Source organism: Pseudomonas sp. LBUM1655, from assembly GCF_059716085.1.
In genome coordinates this window covers 543,358-560,995 of sequence record NZ_CP166801.1, presented here as the reverse complement: position 1 = coordinate 560,995, position 17,638 = coordinate 543,358, and the positions used below count along the sequence as shown (strand labels likewise).

16 protein-coding genes are annotated in these 17,638 nt (G+C 59.6%); 5 read left to right on the top strand and 11 right to left on the bottom strand.

What is annotated here, in order from left to right; translation table 11 throughout:
- Position 1 precedes the first annotated feature (1 nt).
- Positions 2 to 898, bottom strand: a complete 897-nt coding sequence (locus ACA074_RS02500; RefSeq protein WP_187677914.1) for a LysR family transcriptional regulator — start codon at positions 896 to 898, stop codon at positions 2 to 4.
- A 109-nt stretch (positions 899 to 1,007) separates the two neighbouring features.
- Between ACA074_RS02500 and ACA074_RS02495 the strand changes: the two genes are divergently transcribed.
- From ACA074_RS02495 to ACA074_RS02480, 4 genes are all read left to right on the top strand, one after another.
- Complete coding sequence (locus ACA074_RS02495; protein ID WP_187677915.1) at positions 1,008 to 1,340, top strand: DMT family transporter; 333 nt, start codon at positions 1,008 to 1,010, stop codon at positions 1,338 to 1,340.
- Between the two features lie 114 nt (positions 1,341 to 1,454).
- Entirely contained in the window at positions 1,455 to 2,630 is a 1,176-nt protein-coding gene (locus ACA074_RS02490) for an NAD(P)/FAD-dependent oxidoreductase (RefSeq protein WP_497616197.1), read from the top strand.
- The gene (locus ACA074_RS02485; protein ID WP_497678380.1) at positions 2,627 to 3,439 is read left to right on the top strand and encodes an aldo/keto reductase; all 813 of its coding nucleotides are present in this window, start codon (positions 2,627 to 2,629) and stop codon (positions 3,437 to 3,439) included. Before ACA074_RS02490 ends, ACA074_RS02485 begins: the two co-directional genes overlap by 4 nt.
- 31 nt (positions 3,440 to 3,470) lie before the next feature.
- Entirely contained in the window at positions 3,471 to 4,436 is a 966-nt protein-coding gene (locus ACA074_RS02480; RefSeq protein ID WP_497678379.1) for a metal ABC transporter ATPase, read from the top strand.
- A gap of 4 nt (positions 4,437 to 4,440) precedes the next feature.
- Here the strand turns inward: ACA074_RS02480 and ACA074_RS02475 are convergent, their stop codons facing one another.
- From ACA074_RS02475 to msbA, 7 genes are all read right to left on the bottom strand, one after another.
- Complete coding sequence (locus tag ACA074_RS02475; RefSeq protein WP_187677919.1) at positions 4,441 to 5,241, bottom strand: hypothetical protein; 801 nt, start codon at positions 5,239 to 5,241, stop codon at positions 4,441 to 4,443.
- A gap of 14 nt (positions 5,242 to 5,255) precedes the next feature.
- Positions 5,256 to 5,942, bottom strand: a complete 687-nt coding sequence (locus ACA074_RS02470) for a hypothetical protein (RefSeq protein ID WP_497678378.1) — start codon at positions 5,940 to 5,942, stop codon at positions 5,256 to 5,258.
- Positions 5,943 to 6,917 carry a glycosyltransferase family protein gene (locus ACA074_RS02465; RefSeq protein ID WP_497678377.1) on the bottom strand — a complete coding sequence of 325 codons (975 nt, stop codon included), beginning with the start codon at positions 6,915 to 6,917 and terminating at the stop codon, positions 5,943 to 5,945. It abuts the gene before it with no gap.
- Between the two features lie 130 nt (positions 6,918 to 7,047).
- Complete coding sequence (gene hldE / locus ACA074_RS02460; RefSeq protein WP_497616192.1) at positions 7,048 to 8,469, bottom strand: bifunctional D-glycero-beta-D-manno-heptose-7-phosphate kinase/D-glycero-beta-D-manno-heptose 1-phosphate adenylyltransferase HldE; 1,422 nt, start codon at positions 8,467 to 8,469, stop codon at positions 7,048 to 7,050.
- Between the two features lie 64 nt (positions 8,470 to 8,533).
- The gene (locus tag ACA074_RS02455; protein ID WP_497678376.1) at positions 8,534 to 9,934 is read right to left on the bottom strand and encodes a PIG-L deacetylase family protein; all 1,401 of its coding nucleotides are present in this window, start codon (positions 9,932 to 9,934) and stop codon (positions 8,534 to 8,536) included.
- Between the two features lie 4 nt (positions 9,935 to 9,938).
- The gene (locus ACA074_RS02450) at positions 9,939 to 10,835 is read right to left on the bottom strand and encodes a GNAT family N-acetyltransferase (protein WP_497678375.1); all 897 of its coding nucleotides are present in this window, start codon (positions 10,833 to 10,835) and stop codon (positions 9,939 to 9,941) included.
- Positions 10,829 to 12,649: a lipid A export permease/ATP-binding protein MsbA gene (gene msbA / locus ACA074_RS02445; RefSeq protein ID WP_489880379.1), complete on the bottom strand. Its 1,821-nt coding sequence runs from the start codon at positions 12,647 to 12,649 to the stop codon at positions 10,829 to 10,831. The genes ACA074_RS02450 and msbA overlap by 7 nt, the downstream gene beginning before the upstream one ends.
- A gap of 125 nt (positions 12,650 to 12,774) precedes the next feature.
- On the opposite strand from msbA, the gene ACA074_RS02440 reads away from it, so the two are divergent.
- Complete coding sequence (locus tag ACA074_RS02440) at positions 12,775 to 13,428, top strand: BUD32 family EKC/KEOPS complex subunit (protein WP_489880380.1); 654 nt, start codon at positions 12,775 to 12,777, stop codon at positions 13,426 to 13,428.
- Between the two features lie 3 nt (positions 13,429 to 13,431).
- On the opposite strand, the gene ACA074_RS02435 is transcribed toward ACA074_RS02440, so the two are convergent.
- The 3 genes from ACA074_RS02435 to ACA074_RS02425 form a co-directional block, all read right to left on the bottom strand.
- A complete protein-coding gene (locus ACA074_RS02435; protein ID WP_497678374.1) occupies positions 13,432 to 14,871 on the bottom strand; it encodes a hypothetical protein in 1,440 nt (479 codons plus the stop codon).
- 75 nt (positions 14,872 to 14,946) lie between these two features.
- The gene (locus tag ACA074_RS02430; protein ID WP_497678373.1) at positions 14,947 to 15,855 is read right to left on the bottom strand and encodes a glycosyltransferase family 2 protein; all 909 of its coding nucleotides are present in this window, start codon (positions 15,853 to 15,855) and stop codon (positions 14,947 to 14,949) included.
- The gene (locus tag ACA074_RS02425; RefSeq protein ID WP_497678372.1) at positions 15,848 to 17,602 is read right to left on the bottom strand and encodes a carbamoyltransferase family protein; all 1,755 of its coding nucleotides are present in this window, start codon (positions 17,600 to 17,602) and stop codon (positions 15,848 to 15,850) included. Before ACA074_RS02425 ends, ACA074_RS02430 begins: the two co-directional genes overlap by 8 nt.
- Positions 17,603 to 17,638: the final 36 nt, after the last annotated feature.

Below are 17,638 nucleotides of genomic sequence, written 5' to 3'. Positions count from 1 at the left end.
TTTATCGACTTTTGTCGCCGATCGCCTGCAAGTGCACGGCAAAACGTTCTGCCAGCCAGCGGGCGGCCGGGCCGAGCGGCTCGTCGCGGCGCCAGACCAGTTCCACCACCAGCGCCGGCGGCGTCCATTCGCTGTCGAGCTCGACCATCAAGCCCTGATACGCCGAATACTGCACCACATGCCGAGGCAGCCACGCCCAGCCAAGATCCCGCACCAGCCATTCGGCCATCACGTAGAAACTGTCGGCGCGCCACACCTGCGGGCTGGCCGGCTCGTTGCCGGGATAAACGCTGGTTTGCGTGGACATCAGCAATTGCCGGTGTTGCGCCAGTTGCTGGCAGGTGACGTAGGGCTGAGTCGCCAACGGATGATTGATGCCGCAGACGGTGACCATTTCCACGCTGCCCAGCACCCGCCGCTCCAGCGCCTCGGGGATTTCATCGTGATAGAACAGCAGCCCGAGATCGGCGCGACGTTCGACCAGTTTGCGTGAAACTTCACCTTGGGCAGCGCTGGTCAGTTGCAACTCCAGACTGGGAAATTGCTCGGCCAGCGCGCCAAAACTTTCCACCAGCGCCTGATAGGGCATGGCTTCATCCTGCGCCACACGCAATTGCGCTTCCTGGCCGCGCATCATCGCCATCGCCCGACCGTTCAGGCGCTCGCATTGGCGCAAGACTTCGCGGGCCTCTTCCAGCAACGCATCGCCCGCTTCGGTGAGGCTCGGCTGGCGGCCGCTGCTACGCTCGAACAGGCTCACGCCCAGATCGTCTTCGAGCATGGCGATGGCGCTGCTGATCGCCGACTGCGCCTTGCGTTGCTGGCGTGCGACGGCGGAGAACGAACGCTGTTCGGCGACATCGACAAATACCCGTAGCTGATCAAGATTCCACTGCATGCTGGCTCACCAACCCATCTTCAAAACAGATAGGTAATGACTTTACCCCATCTGATGAATCTCTAAAATGCCGGCTCAGAAAGCAACGTTTTACATGAGGATTTGAACCATGAACGCCTACGCCTACCTGGCTATCGCCATTTGCGCCGAAGTGATCGCCACCGTTTCGATGAAAGCCGTCAAAGGTTTCAGCACACCGCTGCCACTGCTGCTAGTGATCGTCGGCTACGGGATCGCCTTCTGGATGCTGACGCTGGTGGTGCGCACGGTGCCAGTGGGCGTCGCTTACGCGGTGTGGGCCGGGATGGGCATCGTGATGGTCAGCGTTGCGGCGCTGTTTATCTATGGGCAGAAGCTGGATATCCCGGCGATGCTGGGGATGGCGTTGATTGTTCTGGGTGTTGTAGTTATCCAGCTGTTCTCGAAAACCGCCGGGCACTAACGGGCAAGCTCGCTCCCACATTTGGTTTTGCGTCAGCTCTGTTGATCATCGACAAATCCGCCTCTTTCCCGAGTCTGTATACTGCGCCCTCGTCTTGAACACTGAGGTCGTTGCATGCCATCCGTTATTTCCACCGACGTTCTGATTGTCGGCGCTGGTGTTGCCGGCCTCTGGCTGAACGCGCGCCTGCGCCGCCAGGGTTTTTCGACCGTGCTGGTGGAAAGCGCCAGCCTCGGCGGCGGGCAGAGTGTGAAATCACAAGGCATCATCCACGGCGGCGCCAAGTACGCGTTGCACGGTGCGCTGACCGGCGCCTCGGAAGCCATCGCCGACATGCCGCGCCGCTGGCGTGAAGCACTGGCCGGCGACGGTGAACTGGATCTTTCCGGCGTTCGTCTGCTCTCCGAAGCGCATTACCTGTGGTCGCCGGGCACCCTCGCCGGCAACCTCACCAGTTTCTTCGCCAGCAAAGCAGTGCGTGGCCGTGTCGATCAGGTCAAGGGCGAGCAATTGCCGCCGGCGCTGCAAGACAAGCGCTTCAAGGGCAAGGTCTATCGTCTCGCCGAACTGGTGATCGACGTTCCGAGCCTGATCCAGCGTCTGGCCGATCTGGCCGGTGATGGATTGCTCGCCGGGCAAACCATCGAGCCGCTGCTGGAAGCTGGCGTGCTGGTCGGCCTGAAAGTCGACGGTCGCGAGATCCGCGCCCAGCGCATCGTCCTCAGCGCCGGCGCCGGCACTGCCGACCTGCTCACCGCTCTGGGCCTGAGTCACCCGGCCATGCAACGCCGCCCATTGCACATGATCATCGCCAAGGGCCCGGGCCTGAAACCGCTTTACGCCCACTGCCTGGGCGGCGGCACCAAGCCGCGCATCACCGTCACCACCCACCCGGCCGCTGATGGGCAGTGGGTCTGGTACATGGGCGGCGACATTGCCGAGAGCGAAGGCGTGAACCGCGAGCCAGCCGAACAGATCGCCACCGCGCAAAAAGAAATCTCGCAGTTGCTGCCATGGATCGACCTAAGCACCACGCAATGGGCAACCCTGCGTGTCGACCGTGCCGAGCCGCTGCAAACCGGCCTGACGCGCCCGGACAACGCCTTCCTCGCTGAAGAGGGGCGCTTGCTGGTTGGCTGGCCAACCAAACTGGCACTGGCACCAGACTTCGCTGATCGGGTGATCGCCTCCTTGCAACGCGACGGCATCCAGCCGCAAGCCACTGAACCACTGCCACCTCTGCCAAAACCGCCGATGGGCGTGCCTGCCTGGGAGCAACTGCTGCCATGACGATAGCGACCCTGCACGACTTGCACCGCCCGCTGGGCAGCACCGGCCTGTTGGTTTCGCCACTGGGCCTGGGCACGGTCAAACTCGGGCGCGACCAAGGCGTGAAATACCCCAACGGCTTTGAGATTCCCGATGACGATGACGCGCGCCGGCTACTCAAGCTCAGCCGCGATATGGGCATCAACCTGATCGACACCGCGCCGGCCTACGGTCGCAGCGAAGAGCGCCTCGGCCCGCTGTTGCGCGGCCAGCGCAATGACTGGGTGATCGTCAGCAAGGTCGGCGAAGAGTTTGCCGACGGCCTTTCGCGCCATGACTTCAGCGCAGCGCACACGCGGATGTCGGTGGAGCGCAGCCTGCAACGTCTGGAAACGGATTTCATCGATCTGGTGCTGGTGCATTCCGACGGCAACGACATGGCCATCCTTGAGCACGAGGAGGTTTACGCCACACTTGCGACGCTCAAGGCTGAGGGCAAGATTCGCGGCTTCGGCTTTTCCGGCAAAACCGTCGAAGGCGGATTGAAAGCACTGGAGCAAGGCGACTGTGCGATGGTCACCTACAATCTGAACGAACAAAACGAGAAAGCTGTCATTGACTATGCTGCTGCCCACGGCAAAGCCGTTCTGGTGAAAAAAGCCTTGGCCAGTGGTCACGTTTGCCTGAGCCCAGGCGTCGACCCGGTGCGCGCCAGCTTCGAGTTGCTGTTTGCCCAGCCTGGCGTGGCCAGTGCTATTGTCGGAACGATCAATCCGCTGCACCTCGCCCACAACGTTGCGACCGTTGCCCAGGTCCTTCGTGGTCACTGACGCCGCCCCGCGGCCTTAAGCAGGAGCCGATATGCCGCGCACGCTCATCAGAAAGAACCCGAGCAACTTCAAGACCCTGCCCCTGTACGTAGAAGCTACGCCCGAAGGCCTGACCTATCAGAGCGTCGGCATGCCGCTGAACTTCGCGCAGACCTTGCAACGACGCAAACCGGTCAGCGTGGCGGACGCCGAGCGCTTCTCGCTGGAGCTGGCCAATCTCGGGGTTTCGGTGCGCCTGACCCTGCATTGGCAAAATCGCGATTACTGGGTGTTGGTGCGTCAGCGGCGGCAGGATCGCGGCGATGTGGTGCTCAAGCTGATTTCCGGTTACGTGCCGGCTCACGAACTGAATATTCCGCTGCACACGGCCATTCAAGAGATCGCCGAAGAGTGTTTGCTGGAAACCCCGGAGGGCTGGCTCGGCGGGCGCTTCAACGATACCTGGCTGCCGGCGCCCTACTCATCTGCGCTGCATTATCGCGAGGCCTTGCCGTTTCGCCTGACGCCACTGTCCGGCGCAGCACGACCGGTGCGGTGCGCCAATCTGCAATTGCAGGAGCGGCCGCAGGCCTATGTCCATTTACCGACCGCTTCATTGCAATTGATCTACGACCTGCGTCTGGACGTGCCCAAAGAAGCCAAATCCCTGAGTCTGTTCCACGTCGATGAGCGTCTGGAAGGTGATCAACTGGTGGCGCGGCTCGACCGCAAACGCCCCGACCTGTACTTGATGCCGCTCAAGGACGGCGCGCCACTGGCCGAGCTGTACACCCTCAACCGCGATAAACTCCTGCCGGCCAGCACCCGTGGACTTTACCTGGCCGAGAGCTTTGCGACCCAGCAAGGCTGGGTCGTGCGCGACGAGCGGATTCGCTGGAAAGACTGGGTCGTGCAACAGGGCCTGCAACCGGCGAAGCCGCCTCGCGCGGGACTCAAGCAATTGAGTCTGAAGGCGCTGAGCCTGGTTGGAATCGGCAAGAAACGCGCGAGCAAATAGCCGGTTAGCGCCGACGATCCATCCAGGTACGCAACGTGGCGAAGAAATGGAAATAGCGGTTTTCGCGTTTGCCCATGCCGCGCTTGGGCGAAAACGACTCTTCAGCAAAAACGCCGGTGATTCGCACCCGAGAGGCTTGGGTCGGCAGCGTGCAGACTTTGGCTCCCGCCTCCAGCAATGCGTACTTGAGCAAACGCTCGGAATGCAGCTTGCGTCCAGTTGCCTTGCAAAAATCAAAGATGCGCTCGATCCGCTTGCCGTACGCGAGATAGGTATCGCGCCCACAAATGGCAAAGCGATCATTCAAGCCGCCCCACCACTGCCAGTCCGGAATGTAGGCATTGTGCCGCCGGGCCTCTGCATGATTGAACACATAGCCGGGAAGCGGGTTATGGAAGAAATTGTCCGGGCGCACGAACACGACGAAATCCGGATTGAAGGTTTCGATCATGGTGGTGACGGTGTGCAATGAGTTGAGCTGATAGATCAGGTTGCGCAGCGACGCATAGTCATCGGCCCAGGTATCGCCCTGTGCTTTGACCTGTTCGAAGTCCCAGCGATCCAGCACGCCTTCGGTCGAAGTCAGCGCGCCGGTCATCGACTCGAACGGCTGATAGTTGTCAGCCGCCAGCTCGCCCTTCTCTCCCGATCGCACATTCTGCACTTCATCGATTTTGTACAGGTGATAGAAGCACTTTACGTCGCTGCCCGCAGGCAACTGCGCCAGTACGTTCTGTTCGATGGAGGGGAAGCATATCTGCGAGTTTCTCGGGATCCCGAAAAAAGCTACGGCGATTTTCAACACTCAACGGCACCTTTTTATTTTTGGCGAAACAGCTTTTGCCACCAGCGTCGGGGTTGCAAAGGCACCACAATGACGTCGGACTTCTGCAGCCAGTCCCGCTCATAATCCCACGCGTGACCACCCCACAGTTTTCCCGCTTCGTTGGAAAATCCCAGGGTCATGAGCTGATAGGTATAACCGGCGTGTCCGCGCAACCAGTCAAACAACACCAGCGTGTTGAAGCCGGTGGACGGCCCGACGTATCGCTTGCCGCCCGGCCGATCGACCGGGTAGTTCCACAGCGGCGGCAACGGGATGCGATCCCAATACATGGCCACTCGTGGCAACGGACACATCGGTGCGGCGCAGCCGACCAGCATGGTGAAACAACGCTCACCCGCGTGCTCGAACAACCGTTGCACGTCCGGGCCGTAAGGCAGACCAAAAAAATAGGCGTCCGGTGCGTTATAGCCATGCACAAAGACATTCACGCATAGCGAGTTGAGCAGCGGCGCCTTGATGCAGGTATTGAAGCTGACGACAACGTCATTGGCGCTGATATTCAGCGCCTGAAAATCTGCCGCCGTGATGGCCGGATTGTTGGCAATCAGTACGACCCGAGCCGCTCGGCTCAGGCAATCGCGCAATGGCTCGGGCAACGCGTCCAGAACGGACTGGTCACCGCCGGGTAGCGCATCCAGCGCCATGTGTTCGTCGATCATTCAGACCGGCACCTTCATGCCGTAACGCAGTTTGACCCAGAACCGTGTGAAGGCCGAAGGCGACTGCCAGGGGCGCATCTCGCGCTGGATTTCAGTAGCGAGGGCCTGACCGACACGAGCGAAGGAATAGCGACTTTGCGCGAACGCCTGACCGTTGCTGGCGATAAGCTGCGACAGCTCCGGATCGCCCTGCAGCAGTTTGATCTTTTCCACCGCCTCGTCTTCGCTGCGATAAAACACGGTGTTGTGCATGTCTTCGAAACCGAGCAACTGATCTTCTTCGCCCTGGCTCCAGGCCAGCAGCACGCAACCGCAGGCCATGGCTTCGTAGTTCTTGATCATGAACTCGTTCATGCCGATGTCGGCACTGACGAAGATCTTGATGCGATTGAGCGTTTCCAGATATTCCTCGCCCGATTTGGTGCGCGTCACCAGCATACCGGTGCGCTGCGCGAGCGATTCGAGCAGTGCCTTGCGCTGGGCGTACTCGGTACTTTTCAGGCTGCCGAGAAAACCGATGGGAATGTCGCGCTCGGCACCCGTGTTGCGCAGCATCTGCTCGTCGTAACCCTTGGAGACGAACACCGTGTCGATGCCCTCAGCCAGCATCTTGCGCGCGACTACTGCTCCAGAAACCAGCGCCCGACAGCTCGGAAGACGACTGTAGAGACGCGAATACACGCCACGGTATTTACTCGCCGGCATGTAGTTCTGGTAGGCATCGTGTTCGAGAAAAACCAGCCCGGGAATACACTTGAGCACCCGCAGTTGCGGGGCCAGGCGCTTGACCCGGGAGAAGATCACCACACGGTCGAAAGTGTGGTAATCGACCGACGCCAGAAACGGTCCCAAGTTCATCTGTTGCTGCTTGCTCAAGCGGTAGATGACACATTCATCACAGTTCTGCTGCACGATGTCGTATAGCCGATCAAGAATGACCCGCTGCTCGTCCATCACCAAGAGCATGACTTTCATAAATTAAATGACCACGCGACGTAAGCAGGCAAGCGCATCGGATTCAACCCTGCCAACATCAACGGAAACGGTTAGATCCCCAAGGCAAAATCCGTTCACACGCAGTACACAACGGTAAAAATCCATCTGATCAGCGACTGCGGATTTTTTCGACAATCGCAGTTGTCGAGCTGTTTTCCACCAGTCCCAGCACTTTCACGGTGCCGCCATAAGCGGTCACGATGTCAGCGCCGACCACTTGCTCGATCCCGTAATCGCCGCCCTTGACCAGTACGTCCGGTTTGACCTCGCGCAACAGATTTTCCGGGGTGCCTTCAGGGAAGCTGATAACCCAGTCCACCGCCCCAAGCCCGGCCAGCACAGCCATGCGCCGGTCGACGCTGTTGATCGGGCGCCCCGGCCCTTTCAGACGGCTGACCGACGCATCGTCGTTGACTGCGACAATCAGGCGATCACCCTGGGCCCGCGCCTGTTCCAGATAGGTCACATGGCCGGCATGCAGGATGTCGAAGCAGCCATTGGTGAACACGATTTTTTCGTTGTGCGCGCGGGCATCGGCCACCGCGAGCAGCAACTGCTCCAGGCCCAATACACCACGCTCGGAACCTTCTTCACGCTGAATGGCGCGACGCAGTTCCGGGGCGCTGATGGCCGCCGTACCGAGCTTGCCGACCACGATGCCTGCCGCCAGGTTGGCCAACGCCACCGCATGAGGCAGATCCTCGCCCGCCGCAATGGCCGCCGCCAGGGTGGAAATCACTGTGTCACCGGCACCGGTCACGTCGAACACTTCACGGGCCCGGGCCGGCAGGTGCAGCGCAGGCTGGTCAGGACGCAGCAGGGTCATGCCGTGCTCACCGCGAGTCACCAGCAAAGCGCCGAGCTCCAGGTCGTGCATCAGCGTCGCACCCTTGCTGACGAGTTCGTGCTCATCGGCGCAGCCGCCGACGATGGCTTCGAATTCGCTGAGGTTCGGGGTGATCAGGCTGGCGCCACGGTAGATCGAGAAATCCTTGCCTTTCGGGTCGGCCAGCACCGGAATATTCTTCGCGCGTGCCGCCTGGATCAATGCCTGGTGGTTTTTCAGCGCGCCTTTGCCGTAATCGGACAACACCAGCACCTTGATGCCTTCGAGCAAGTCATCGACCTGCGAGCCAAGGGCCAGGGCGTCGGTGGCGAACGGTTCTTCGAAGTCGATACGCAGCAATTGCTGGTGCCGGCTCATGACCCGCAGCTTGACGATGGTTGGCTGATGCGCAATGCGCTGGAACAAAGCTCGTACGCCCGCGCCCTTGAGGCTGTTGCTCAGGCTGTCGGCGGCTTCGTCGTCACCGGTCACACCGACCAGGGACGCCGGCGCACCCAGCGCGGCAATGTTCAAGGCAACGTTCGCGGCACCGCCCGGACGATCTTCGATTTGCTCGACTTTAACGACCGGCACCGGGGCCTCAGGGGAAATCCGTGAGGTTCCGCCATGCCAGTAACGGTCGAGCATGACATCGCCGACTACCAAGACCGGGGCTTGATCGAAACGCGGCATGGACAACTTCATGGAGCAACCCACATACAAAATGAACAGGGGCGCGATATTAACACAGGGTAAAGCGCCGTCCGCCTCAATCTGAAAGGTCGCGCACCCAGAACAACTCATGACGCCGGACAGCCTTGCGGAAAAACTCGTTACTGCCCGTGACAGGCCAGCGACGACCCGCCAAAGCGTGCTGGATCCAGCGTCGCAGTTGGCGCTTGAACACTTGCCCACCCTGCAAGTCGTGCTCCATGGCCAACGCCATGGCCTTGTCCAGTTGCACGTCCGCTGAAAGCAGCGGGCTCCACAAGCGGTCGGCCGGCAATGGTTCGATGGCCGGCGGCAACGCGACACCGGCACCGGCAGGCCCCATCGGCCAGCGGTCGTTGTCATGCAGGTGATTGGCGTACATGAGCAAGGTTTTGGGTTTCCAGTCGCTCAGGGCAATCGCCGCAAGCAGTGCCTGGGTGGAGGCAACGTGGTCGCTATGCGGATCCAGCTCAGGATGCGGCGTCACCACTACCTCTGGACGATAGTGTTCCAGCAGCGCGGTCACGTCTGCGACCAGATTCTGCCAGGTCGGCTGCCCATCGGCGTCGGCAGGCAAGGTCAGCGGATTGTGTCGGCGCACACTGCGTACATCGCTTTCCTGCGACTCACGGGAACCGAACGCCGTGGCCGGTTCTGCGGCCATCGCTGGCAATTGCAGGCAGTAATAACCCAATTGCACGCAACGCTCGGCCGGTACGCCGCCCCATAAAGGAATAACTAGACTGTCCCAACTGCGTAAACGCCCCTTCAGTCGGGCAGCGGCGGCTTGATCGAGGCCCAGTGACTGGAAGTTTTCAGCCTCGATTTCGCCCTGGGTCAGGGTGACGATGCTAACGTCTTCGCTGCGACTGTAGAGGCCGAAGGCAGCCAGTTCCGCATCATCGGCATGGGGCGCAATGACCATCACGCGCTGACGGGTGTAATCGGGATTAGCCATGACCCACAGCGTGCCCGTGGCACCCAGCGCGCAATATCGGCCGCGCAGCGTCAGCGCGCCTTGACTTAGCGTATCCGCCTGCCCGGAAAGATTCAGGAAACGCCGCCCCTTGACCCCACGTTCGAAGTCCTGGCGATCATCACCCACCTGAACGTAAGGATCGAGCCAGCGCCCCAGCCAGCCGGACTTCAATTCAAGCTCGAGAATGAGCGTTTCGCCCGGCGCCAACGAGCCGCTCAGGCGCACCACGCCGCCGTCCAGGCTTACCTGCTGACGCGCAGCATTCGCTGGAAAGTCGTATCGATAATCGTCGGATGGCCGGTAAAACAAGTGATCGGCAAACCATGCCTCGTGGGCAACCCAGGCCAGCACCAGCAACAGCGGCACCAGCCACCAGCCGATCAGGAATCCGATCACCAGCAGCGCAACCAGGAACGCGACAAGGAACATCCGCTTGTTGCGCCGGTGGGCCTTAAGTAGCTGTTGCTTGCGAGCGCTCATCAATTCAGACCTTGTAGACCGGCACCGTGTGGCACCAGCGATCCTTGTACTCACGGTCGGCACGACCGAATGAATAACGCAAAGGCTTGCCCAGCGCCTGCGCGTCTGCCCAGGCCTGCTGAGTGTTGACGAAACTCAGTACGCTACCGGGGCTGAACTCACGACTCTGCGGGTCGACACCACCATTGATGTATTCCAGCGAAACCCATTGCGGCGCCTCGACGCGGTACAGCACCTGAATGGCCACCGGTGCCGATTCGAGCATGGCGACGGAACCTGTCATGAATTCGCGCAGCAGTGTAAAGACTTCTACGAGCCCGGCCTTGCCCGGCACTTCAAAACCCCAGCGACGCTGAAACAGATCAGCGTATGCCTGCGCCTGCTCTTGGGCAGAAAACTCGGACATCGGCACCAGCGAACCACCCGCCTCTTCAAGCAAGCGCTGCTCGCGACGCTGGTTGTAGCGGAACTTCTTCGAATACTCTTCCGGCAATCGGGCCAGGGCCAGGCCCTCCGGCTGCACTTTCAAGGTACTGATCTGCTCGGCATTGAGCTGGGAGACATAAGCCATGCGCTGGCGAACCGGCACGACGACATCGGGCGCGATCGGCAGAATGATTTCCGCATTGCCCATGTCCAGCAACCCGCGCTTGCCCTCGCGCTTGAGCACTTCCTTGGACAAAGCTACATGCCGACCCCAGCAGGGAATGGCGGCGACAACATCGCCGCCAACGATCCAGCCCAGATAGCGCAGTTCGATACCCACGAACGTCGACAGGCGCTCGACCACCTCGGGATGCGTCGCGAAGCTGCCGCCGAAACACTGCCATGCCCGGGAGTAGGCGTCCCGGTCGATCTCCGTCCAGCCACGTTCACGAAAGCTGCGAAACATCGTCAGCATACGTTGGTCGCGTGGGCCGGCTGAATTTCATCACCCTCTTCAAACTCTTTGGCGTGCAGACGGGAGTAATAGCCGTTCTGCTCCAGCAGTTGTGCGTGGGTACCGCGTTCAACGATCCGGCCTTCATCCATGACCAGAATCAGGTCAGCCTTCTCGATGGTGCTCAAGCGGTGCGCAATCACCAGGGTCGTGCGGTTCTGCACCACATGATCCAACGCTGCCTGAATATGCCGCTCCGACTCGGTATCGAGGGCTGAAGTGGCTTCATCGAGTATCAACAGCGGCGCGTCTTTGAGAAGCGCCCGAGCGATGGCGATACGCTGACGCTGGCCGCCGGAAAGCAGCACGCCGTTTTCGCCGACCATGGTTTCATAGCCCTGCGGCATCTTGACGATGAACTCGTCGGCATAGGCCTCGGAAGCGGCACGCTTGACCTCTTCGAAAGGTGCACCCGCCAGATCGCCGTACGCGATGTTGTTGGTCACCGTATCGTTGAACAGCGTGACCGCCTGGGTTACCAGAGCGATCTGACGACGAAGACTGCGCAAGGTGAAATCCTGCACTTGGACGCCATCGAGCAGAATCTGCCCCTGTTCGTGCTGGTAAAAACGCGGAATCAGCCCGGCAAGGGTGGACTTGCCGCTGCCCGAACGGCCAACCAATGCGACCATTTGCCCTGGCTCCACGACAAAGCTGATGTCGTTGAGCACCTGCTTGTCGGTGTCCGGGTACTGGAAGCTGAGATTGCGCACTTCCAGTCGGCCTTCAAGACGATCGCGCTCGACCGTGCCCTGATCCACTTCAGCCGGCTCATCCAACTGTTCGAAGATACTCTCGGCACCGGCCACACCTTTCTGGATGGTCGAGCTGACTTCGGACAACTGACGGATAGGCTTGGGCAACAGACCGGCCATGGTGATGTAAGCCACCAGATCACCCGGTGATGCGTCACCACGAAGGTACAGCACAAGGAACATGACCACGGCCATGGCGCTGTAAGTCACCAGTTGCAGCATCGGCGTGTAAACCGCGCCGGTCTTGGTCATCGTCAGTTGCTTGTCGGTGTTGCTCTGGCTGGCGTCGCGAAAGCGGTTTTTCTCGTAGACTTCACCGCCGAAGCTGCGCACGACGCGATAACCATGGATCGTCTCGGAAGCGACGTGCGTAACGTTGCCCATCGACACCTGGATCTTTTTGCTTTGCTTGCGGAATTTCTTGCTGGTGCTGTTCACCATGATGCCGATCACCGGCAGGATGGCCACCATCACCAGGGTGAGTTTCCAGTTCATCCACAACAGGGTGCAGAACAGGAAAATTACGGTCATACCTTCACGGATGACCACTTTGATCGCATCCGTCGCCGCACCGGTGACCATCGTCACGTTAAAGGTGATCCGGGAAATCAGATGGCCGGAGTTGTTCTTGTCGAAGAAGCGGTTAGGCAACTCCAGCAATTTGTTGAACAGCACGACCCGCAGGTCATGCACCAGGCCCAGTGAAACCCGCGCCAGGAAGAAGTTGCCCAGATACGACCCGACGCCCTGCAACAGAGCGATGAAGACGATCATCAGCGGCACGGTTTGGAGCAACTGCAATTTGCCCAGATAGGGGTTGCCCGGAAACAGACTGGCTTCAGGATTGGCCAGACCATCGACAAAGTACTTGAGGATGTAAGCGAGCATCGGCTGAGTCGATGCGAAGATCAGAAACCCGACGATGCTGAGAAGGAAGAGACCGGCATAAGGCCGCACGTAAGCCAATAGGCGGAAGTAGATCGCCAGCGTTGACTGGGCTTTCGGTTCAGGACTGCTCATGGTGATCCGCACAATTCAGTGAGGCGGGGATGATATCACACGCGTTTTTCCCTCGATAAACATGACTTCACGCCAGCCCTTGACCAAGTCGGTTAAGATACGCCGCTAATGATGGGGAGCCGGACATGCAATCGATTGATCACAGCACTTACGAGGCACTGCGCGAAGGTGCACACGTACTGGAAGCCGACGGTTCCGGCGACAAAGTGCTCAGATTGGCCGATGGTCGCATGCTCAAGCTGTTCCGCCGCAAACGGCTGCTCAGTTCGGCGCTGCTCTATCCATACGCGCAACGCTTTGCCGACAACACCCGGGCACTTGAGGAGCGCGGCATCCTCTGCCCGAAAGTCATCGCGGTCTATCGCATCCCGAGCATCGAACGTGACTGCGTGTATTACACCCCGCTCGCGGGCGAAACGGTGCGCCAGTTACAAGGCACCCGCGAAGGCAATGATTCTCTGAGATTCCAACTGGGCGGGTTCTTTGCGCAATTGCACGAGAAAGGTGTGTACTTTCGATCGCTGCACTTTGGCAACGTCGTACTGACTCCCGACAACCACCTGGGCCTGATCGATATCGCCGACCTGCGCTGCCAGAAGCGCGCACTCAGCGACAGCAAACGCCTGCGCAATTTCGCCCACTTGCTGCGTTACAAGGAAGACCGGCAATGGCTGCTGGGGCAGGACGCCGGCAACAGCTTTATTGAAGGTTACCGCCAAGCCCTGCCGAGCAACCGGCAGGCGCCATTGATCTCGCGCCTGCGGCCGCTGCTGAGTTAAACCTTAGCGGCCAATGACTACGACCGTTGCACCTTTTCGATTGGCGAAGTGCTCGATGATGCGCAGCTTGTGCGCTTGCAGCCACTCCTTCAGCCAAGGCTCGTCACCCTTCGCCTCGATCACAAAATACCGATAGTCGCCGGCATGCGCTGGCGACAGTGCCTCTTCCTGGGTCAGAGCAGGCAGCACATAGCCGCGACCGGCGTAGTAACTGATCCGCCCATCCTCGAACCAGATCGGCGCACCCGGTTCAACGTGGGAAGACACCCAGCGGCCCGCGTCGACATAGTGAGTTTTGCCGGCCCCGGTGGAAATGACGTTCGACAGCATCACCAACAGCGCCAAAACAACCAACCACTTGCCCCAACGCGGGAACTCGCGCACAAACGCCGCCAACCCCATCGCCAGCACCGGCACGAACAGCAGATTCAGAAAACTCAGGTAGCGCGTATTCATGAACTGCTGCTTGATGAAAAACAGCACCAGCACCACCAGGTACAGCAACGCCGTCCATGCGAAGGGGCGATATTCGCGCCAGTAGATGCTTAGCGCACCCCAGTTGCGACGCAAAATGAACGGAACGGCGAAAGGCCCCATCAATTTCACGAAACTGATGGTCATTGTCGCCAGGATGCCGAAGAAAATGATTCGGCCAGCTTCATCCTGGGAGTACTTGTTGATCAGCGAGTTGGCGAATTGATCGCATAGCATCTGAAACGATGACAGCACGCCGCGGGGGGCAATCATGTCCAGATAAAGCATCACACGCGCCGACAGGAGCACGCCCGATACCGAGATGACCAGCAACCCCAAAACCGGCAGCAGCGAGAACTGAAGAAATTGCAAGCGTCGAGTCGACGACCACAGACTGGGCAACTGCCAGAGCGCCAACGCCGGAATCAGCAACAAGGCTTCCAGCCGGAACAAGGCGGCCGCGACTATGGCCAGATGGATGAATGCCGCACGAAACCAGCCACCACGGGCCTGCCAGCGCAACGCAAGCCAGAGCGTCAGCGTACAGAAAAACCAGAAACCGCATTCACGAATGATGTCATTTCGAAAGGCATTGACTGCCGGCATCGCCAGCACCACCAGGCAAGCCCAGCGGGTGATGTCAGGTGAACGCTGACGTATGCAGTCCACCATCAACGCACTGGTACCGGCAAAGAAAAGCCCGCACCAGAGATAGGCGCTCAGTTCCAGCGGCAAACGCAGGACGAGATGCGTGCCAGCCAGCAGAAAGGAAAACCAGGGCCAGTCGAAAGTTGCCCAGGCCACATTGGGGCCGTGTTCAGTTACCTGTTGCGCAATATCAATGTACAGCGCGGCATCTCGCCCTACTGTCGCGGTGCCCATGACCGCAATCAGCGAGAGCAGCAAACTGCCAAAAAATGCCAGCCGTACCGGGTATTCGTCGACGATCCTGGAGACTTTAACTCCCATCTTGCTGCCCGTACCTTTCACCCAGCCACCTCATCGACACCCATTACCAGGTACGCGCATGCACTGCGCGAACCATTACCGAAACAGCAGCCGCAAAGCCTTGCGAGTGTATGACCAACGCGAAACCGTACGCCAGTCTGCACGCAACGCCTGAAAATAGAAGGTCTTGGCCAAGTCGTACTTGCCATGGGAATAACAATCGCGGAACAGCGACAGGCAACGCTGCGCCAGAAATGCCTGCCGCAGGTCGTGCATCCCTTCCGGCATCCGTCGCTTGGAGAACACTTCGCTGACAACCTGCTCGGTGCCGGCCGCAAGACTTTGGCGCAAATCATGGCGCATGCTGTCGGCATGCTTGTAGATAAGTGCCAGAGGCTTGTCCAGAACGCTGCAAGGAAAACGCGCCAGCACTTGAGCAAACACTGGCAGGTCCTCGACGTTGCGCAAATGCTCCGGGTAATTACCCGGAACGAATACATCACGATGCATTGCACAGGCGCCGTTGGAAATCGACACGGTCTTGTCCAGCAGGTAGCCCTGCAATCGCTGCCGGGGGGTCAAAGGCAAGGGTTTGGCTGGCTGCAAGCTGCGCCTGCCGTCAGCAAACACCGACCAGTGCGCGCCAATGACCATCCGACTTTCAGGGTTGCTGGCGATATGTTCTGAAAGCGCAGCCAGTGCGCCGGGCGCCATTTCGTCGTCGGAATCAAGAAAGACCAGATACTGCCCGGTCGTCTCTTCGAGACCCCGATTGCGCACTGTCGACAAGCCGCCATTGCTTTTGCGCAGCGCGCGAAAACGCCCGCCATGCTTGAGCAGAAGTCTCTCCACTACCTCAGGCGTCTCGTCCGTCGACCCATCGTCGATGATCAACAGATCTGCCGTCGCTTCATCCAGTTGCGCCAACACCGATTCCACTGCACGGGGCAGGGTTCTCGCGTAGTTGTAAACGGGAATCACAACGCTGATCAGTGTCTCAGTCAAGACAGTATCCTTTCACACCCTCTTTAACGACCAGAATATCTTCCATGATCAGGTATTCCAGATCCGAGCCGAAAAACATGTTCAGCGCGTCGGTCGGCGAGCAGATCATCGGTTCACCTCGACGGTTGAGCGAGGTGTTCAGCGACACGCCATTGCCGGTCAGATTTTCCAATGCCTTCATCATGTCGTAGTAGCGCGGATTGTACTCGCGCTTGAGCACCTGGGCACGGGACGTACCGTCTTCGTGGACGACTTCCGGCACGCGGGTCTTCCACTCTTCGGCCACTTCAAAGGTGAAGGTCATGAACGGCGCCGGGTGATCAATCTTGATCATCTGTGGGGCGACGGTGTCGAGCATCGACGGGCAGAAAGGCCTCCAGCGCTCGCGGAACTTGATCTGGTGGTTGATGCGGTCAGCCACGCCAGCCACGCTTGGGCAGCCAATGATCGAACGGCCACCCAACGCACGCGGACCAAACTCCATGCGACCCTGGAACCAGGCAACAGGATTGCCTTCAACCATGATTTTGGCGATCTGCTCCGGCATGTTGTCGAGTTTGCGCCAGGCCGGCTTGCTCTCGTGACGGGCGCACGCGGCGATCACGTCTTCGTTGCTGTAGGACGGGCCGAGGTAGACGTGCTCCATCTTCTCGACCGGTACGCCACGGGCGTGGGACACATAGGCTGCTGCGCCAACTGCGGTGCCGGCATCGCCGGACGCCGGTTGTACGAACAATTCCTTGATGTCATCACGGGCGATGATTTTCTGGTTGAGCTTGACGTTCAACGCACAGCCACCGGCGAATGCCAGTTTGCCGGTTTCCTTGAGCACATCGCCCAGGTAGTAGTCGATCATCTGCAACGCCAGTTTCTCGAACAGCGCTTGCATGCTCGCGGCGTAGTGGATGTAAGGTTCGTCAGCGATATCGCCTTCACGTTTCGGGCCAAGCCATTCGATCAGCTTCGGCGAGAAGTAGAAACCCTTGCCCTTCTCTTTGTAACGACGCAGGCCGATCACGTTGGCGTAGTCGGTATTGATCACCAGTTCGCCGTTCTCAAACGAAGCCAGACGCGAGAAGTCGTATTTGCTGGCGTCACCGTATGGCGCCATGCCCATGACCTTGAACTCGCCGTCGAGCATCTCGAAACCGAGGAATTCGGTGATCGCACCGTACAGGCCGCCGAGGGAGTCCGGATCGAAGAATTCCTTGATCTTGTGGATCTTGCCGTTTTCGCCGTAACCGAAGAAGGTCGTGGCGTACTCGCCCTTGCCGTCGATACCGAGGATCGCGGTTTTCTCTTTGAAACCGGAGCAGTGGTATGCGCTGGAAGCGTGAGCCAAATGATGCTCGACGGGCTCGATCTTGATTTTTTTCGGATCAAAGCCCAGTTGCTCGAGGCACCAGACAATCTTGTTGCGATAGCGCTTGTAGCGACGGTTACCCATCAGGATCGCGTCGAGGGCACGGTCCGGGGCGTACCAGTACCGCTTGGCATAGTGCCAGCGGGCCTTGCCGAACAGGCTGATCGGGGCGAACGGGATCGCAACCACGTCAACGTCGGACGGCTTGATGCCGGCCTGTTCAAGACAGAACTTCGCCGACTCGTAGGGCATGCGGTTCTTTGCATGCTTATCGCGTACGAAGCGCTCTTCTTCAGCCGCCGCCACCAGCTTGCCGTCGATGTACAAGGCTGCTGAAGGGTCATGGCTAAGGGCGCCGGACAGGCCAAGAATCGTCAATGCCACAGGGGTCTAGCCTCTTTAGTCTGCATGCAGGCGCGA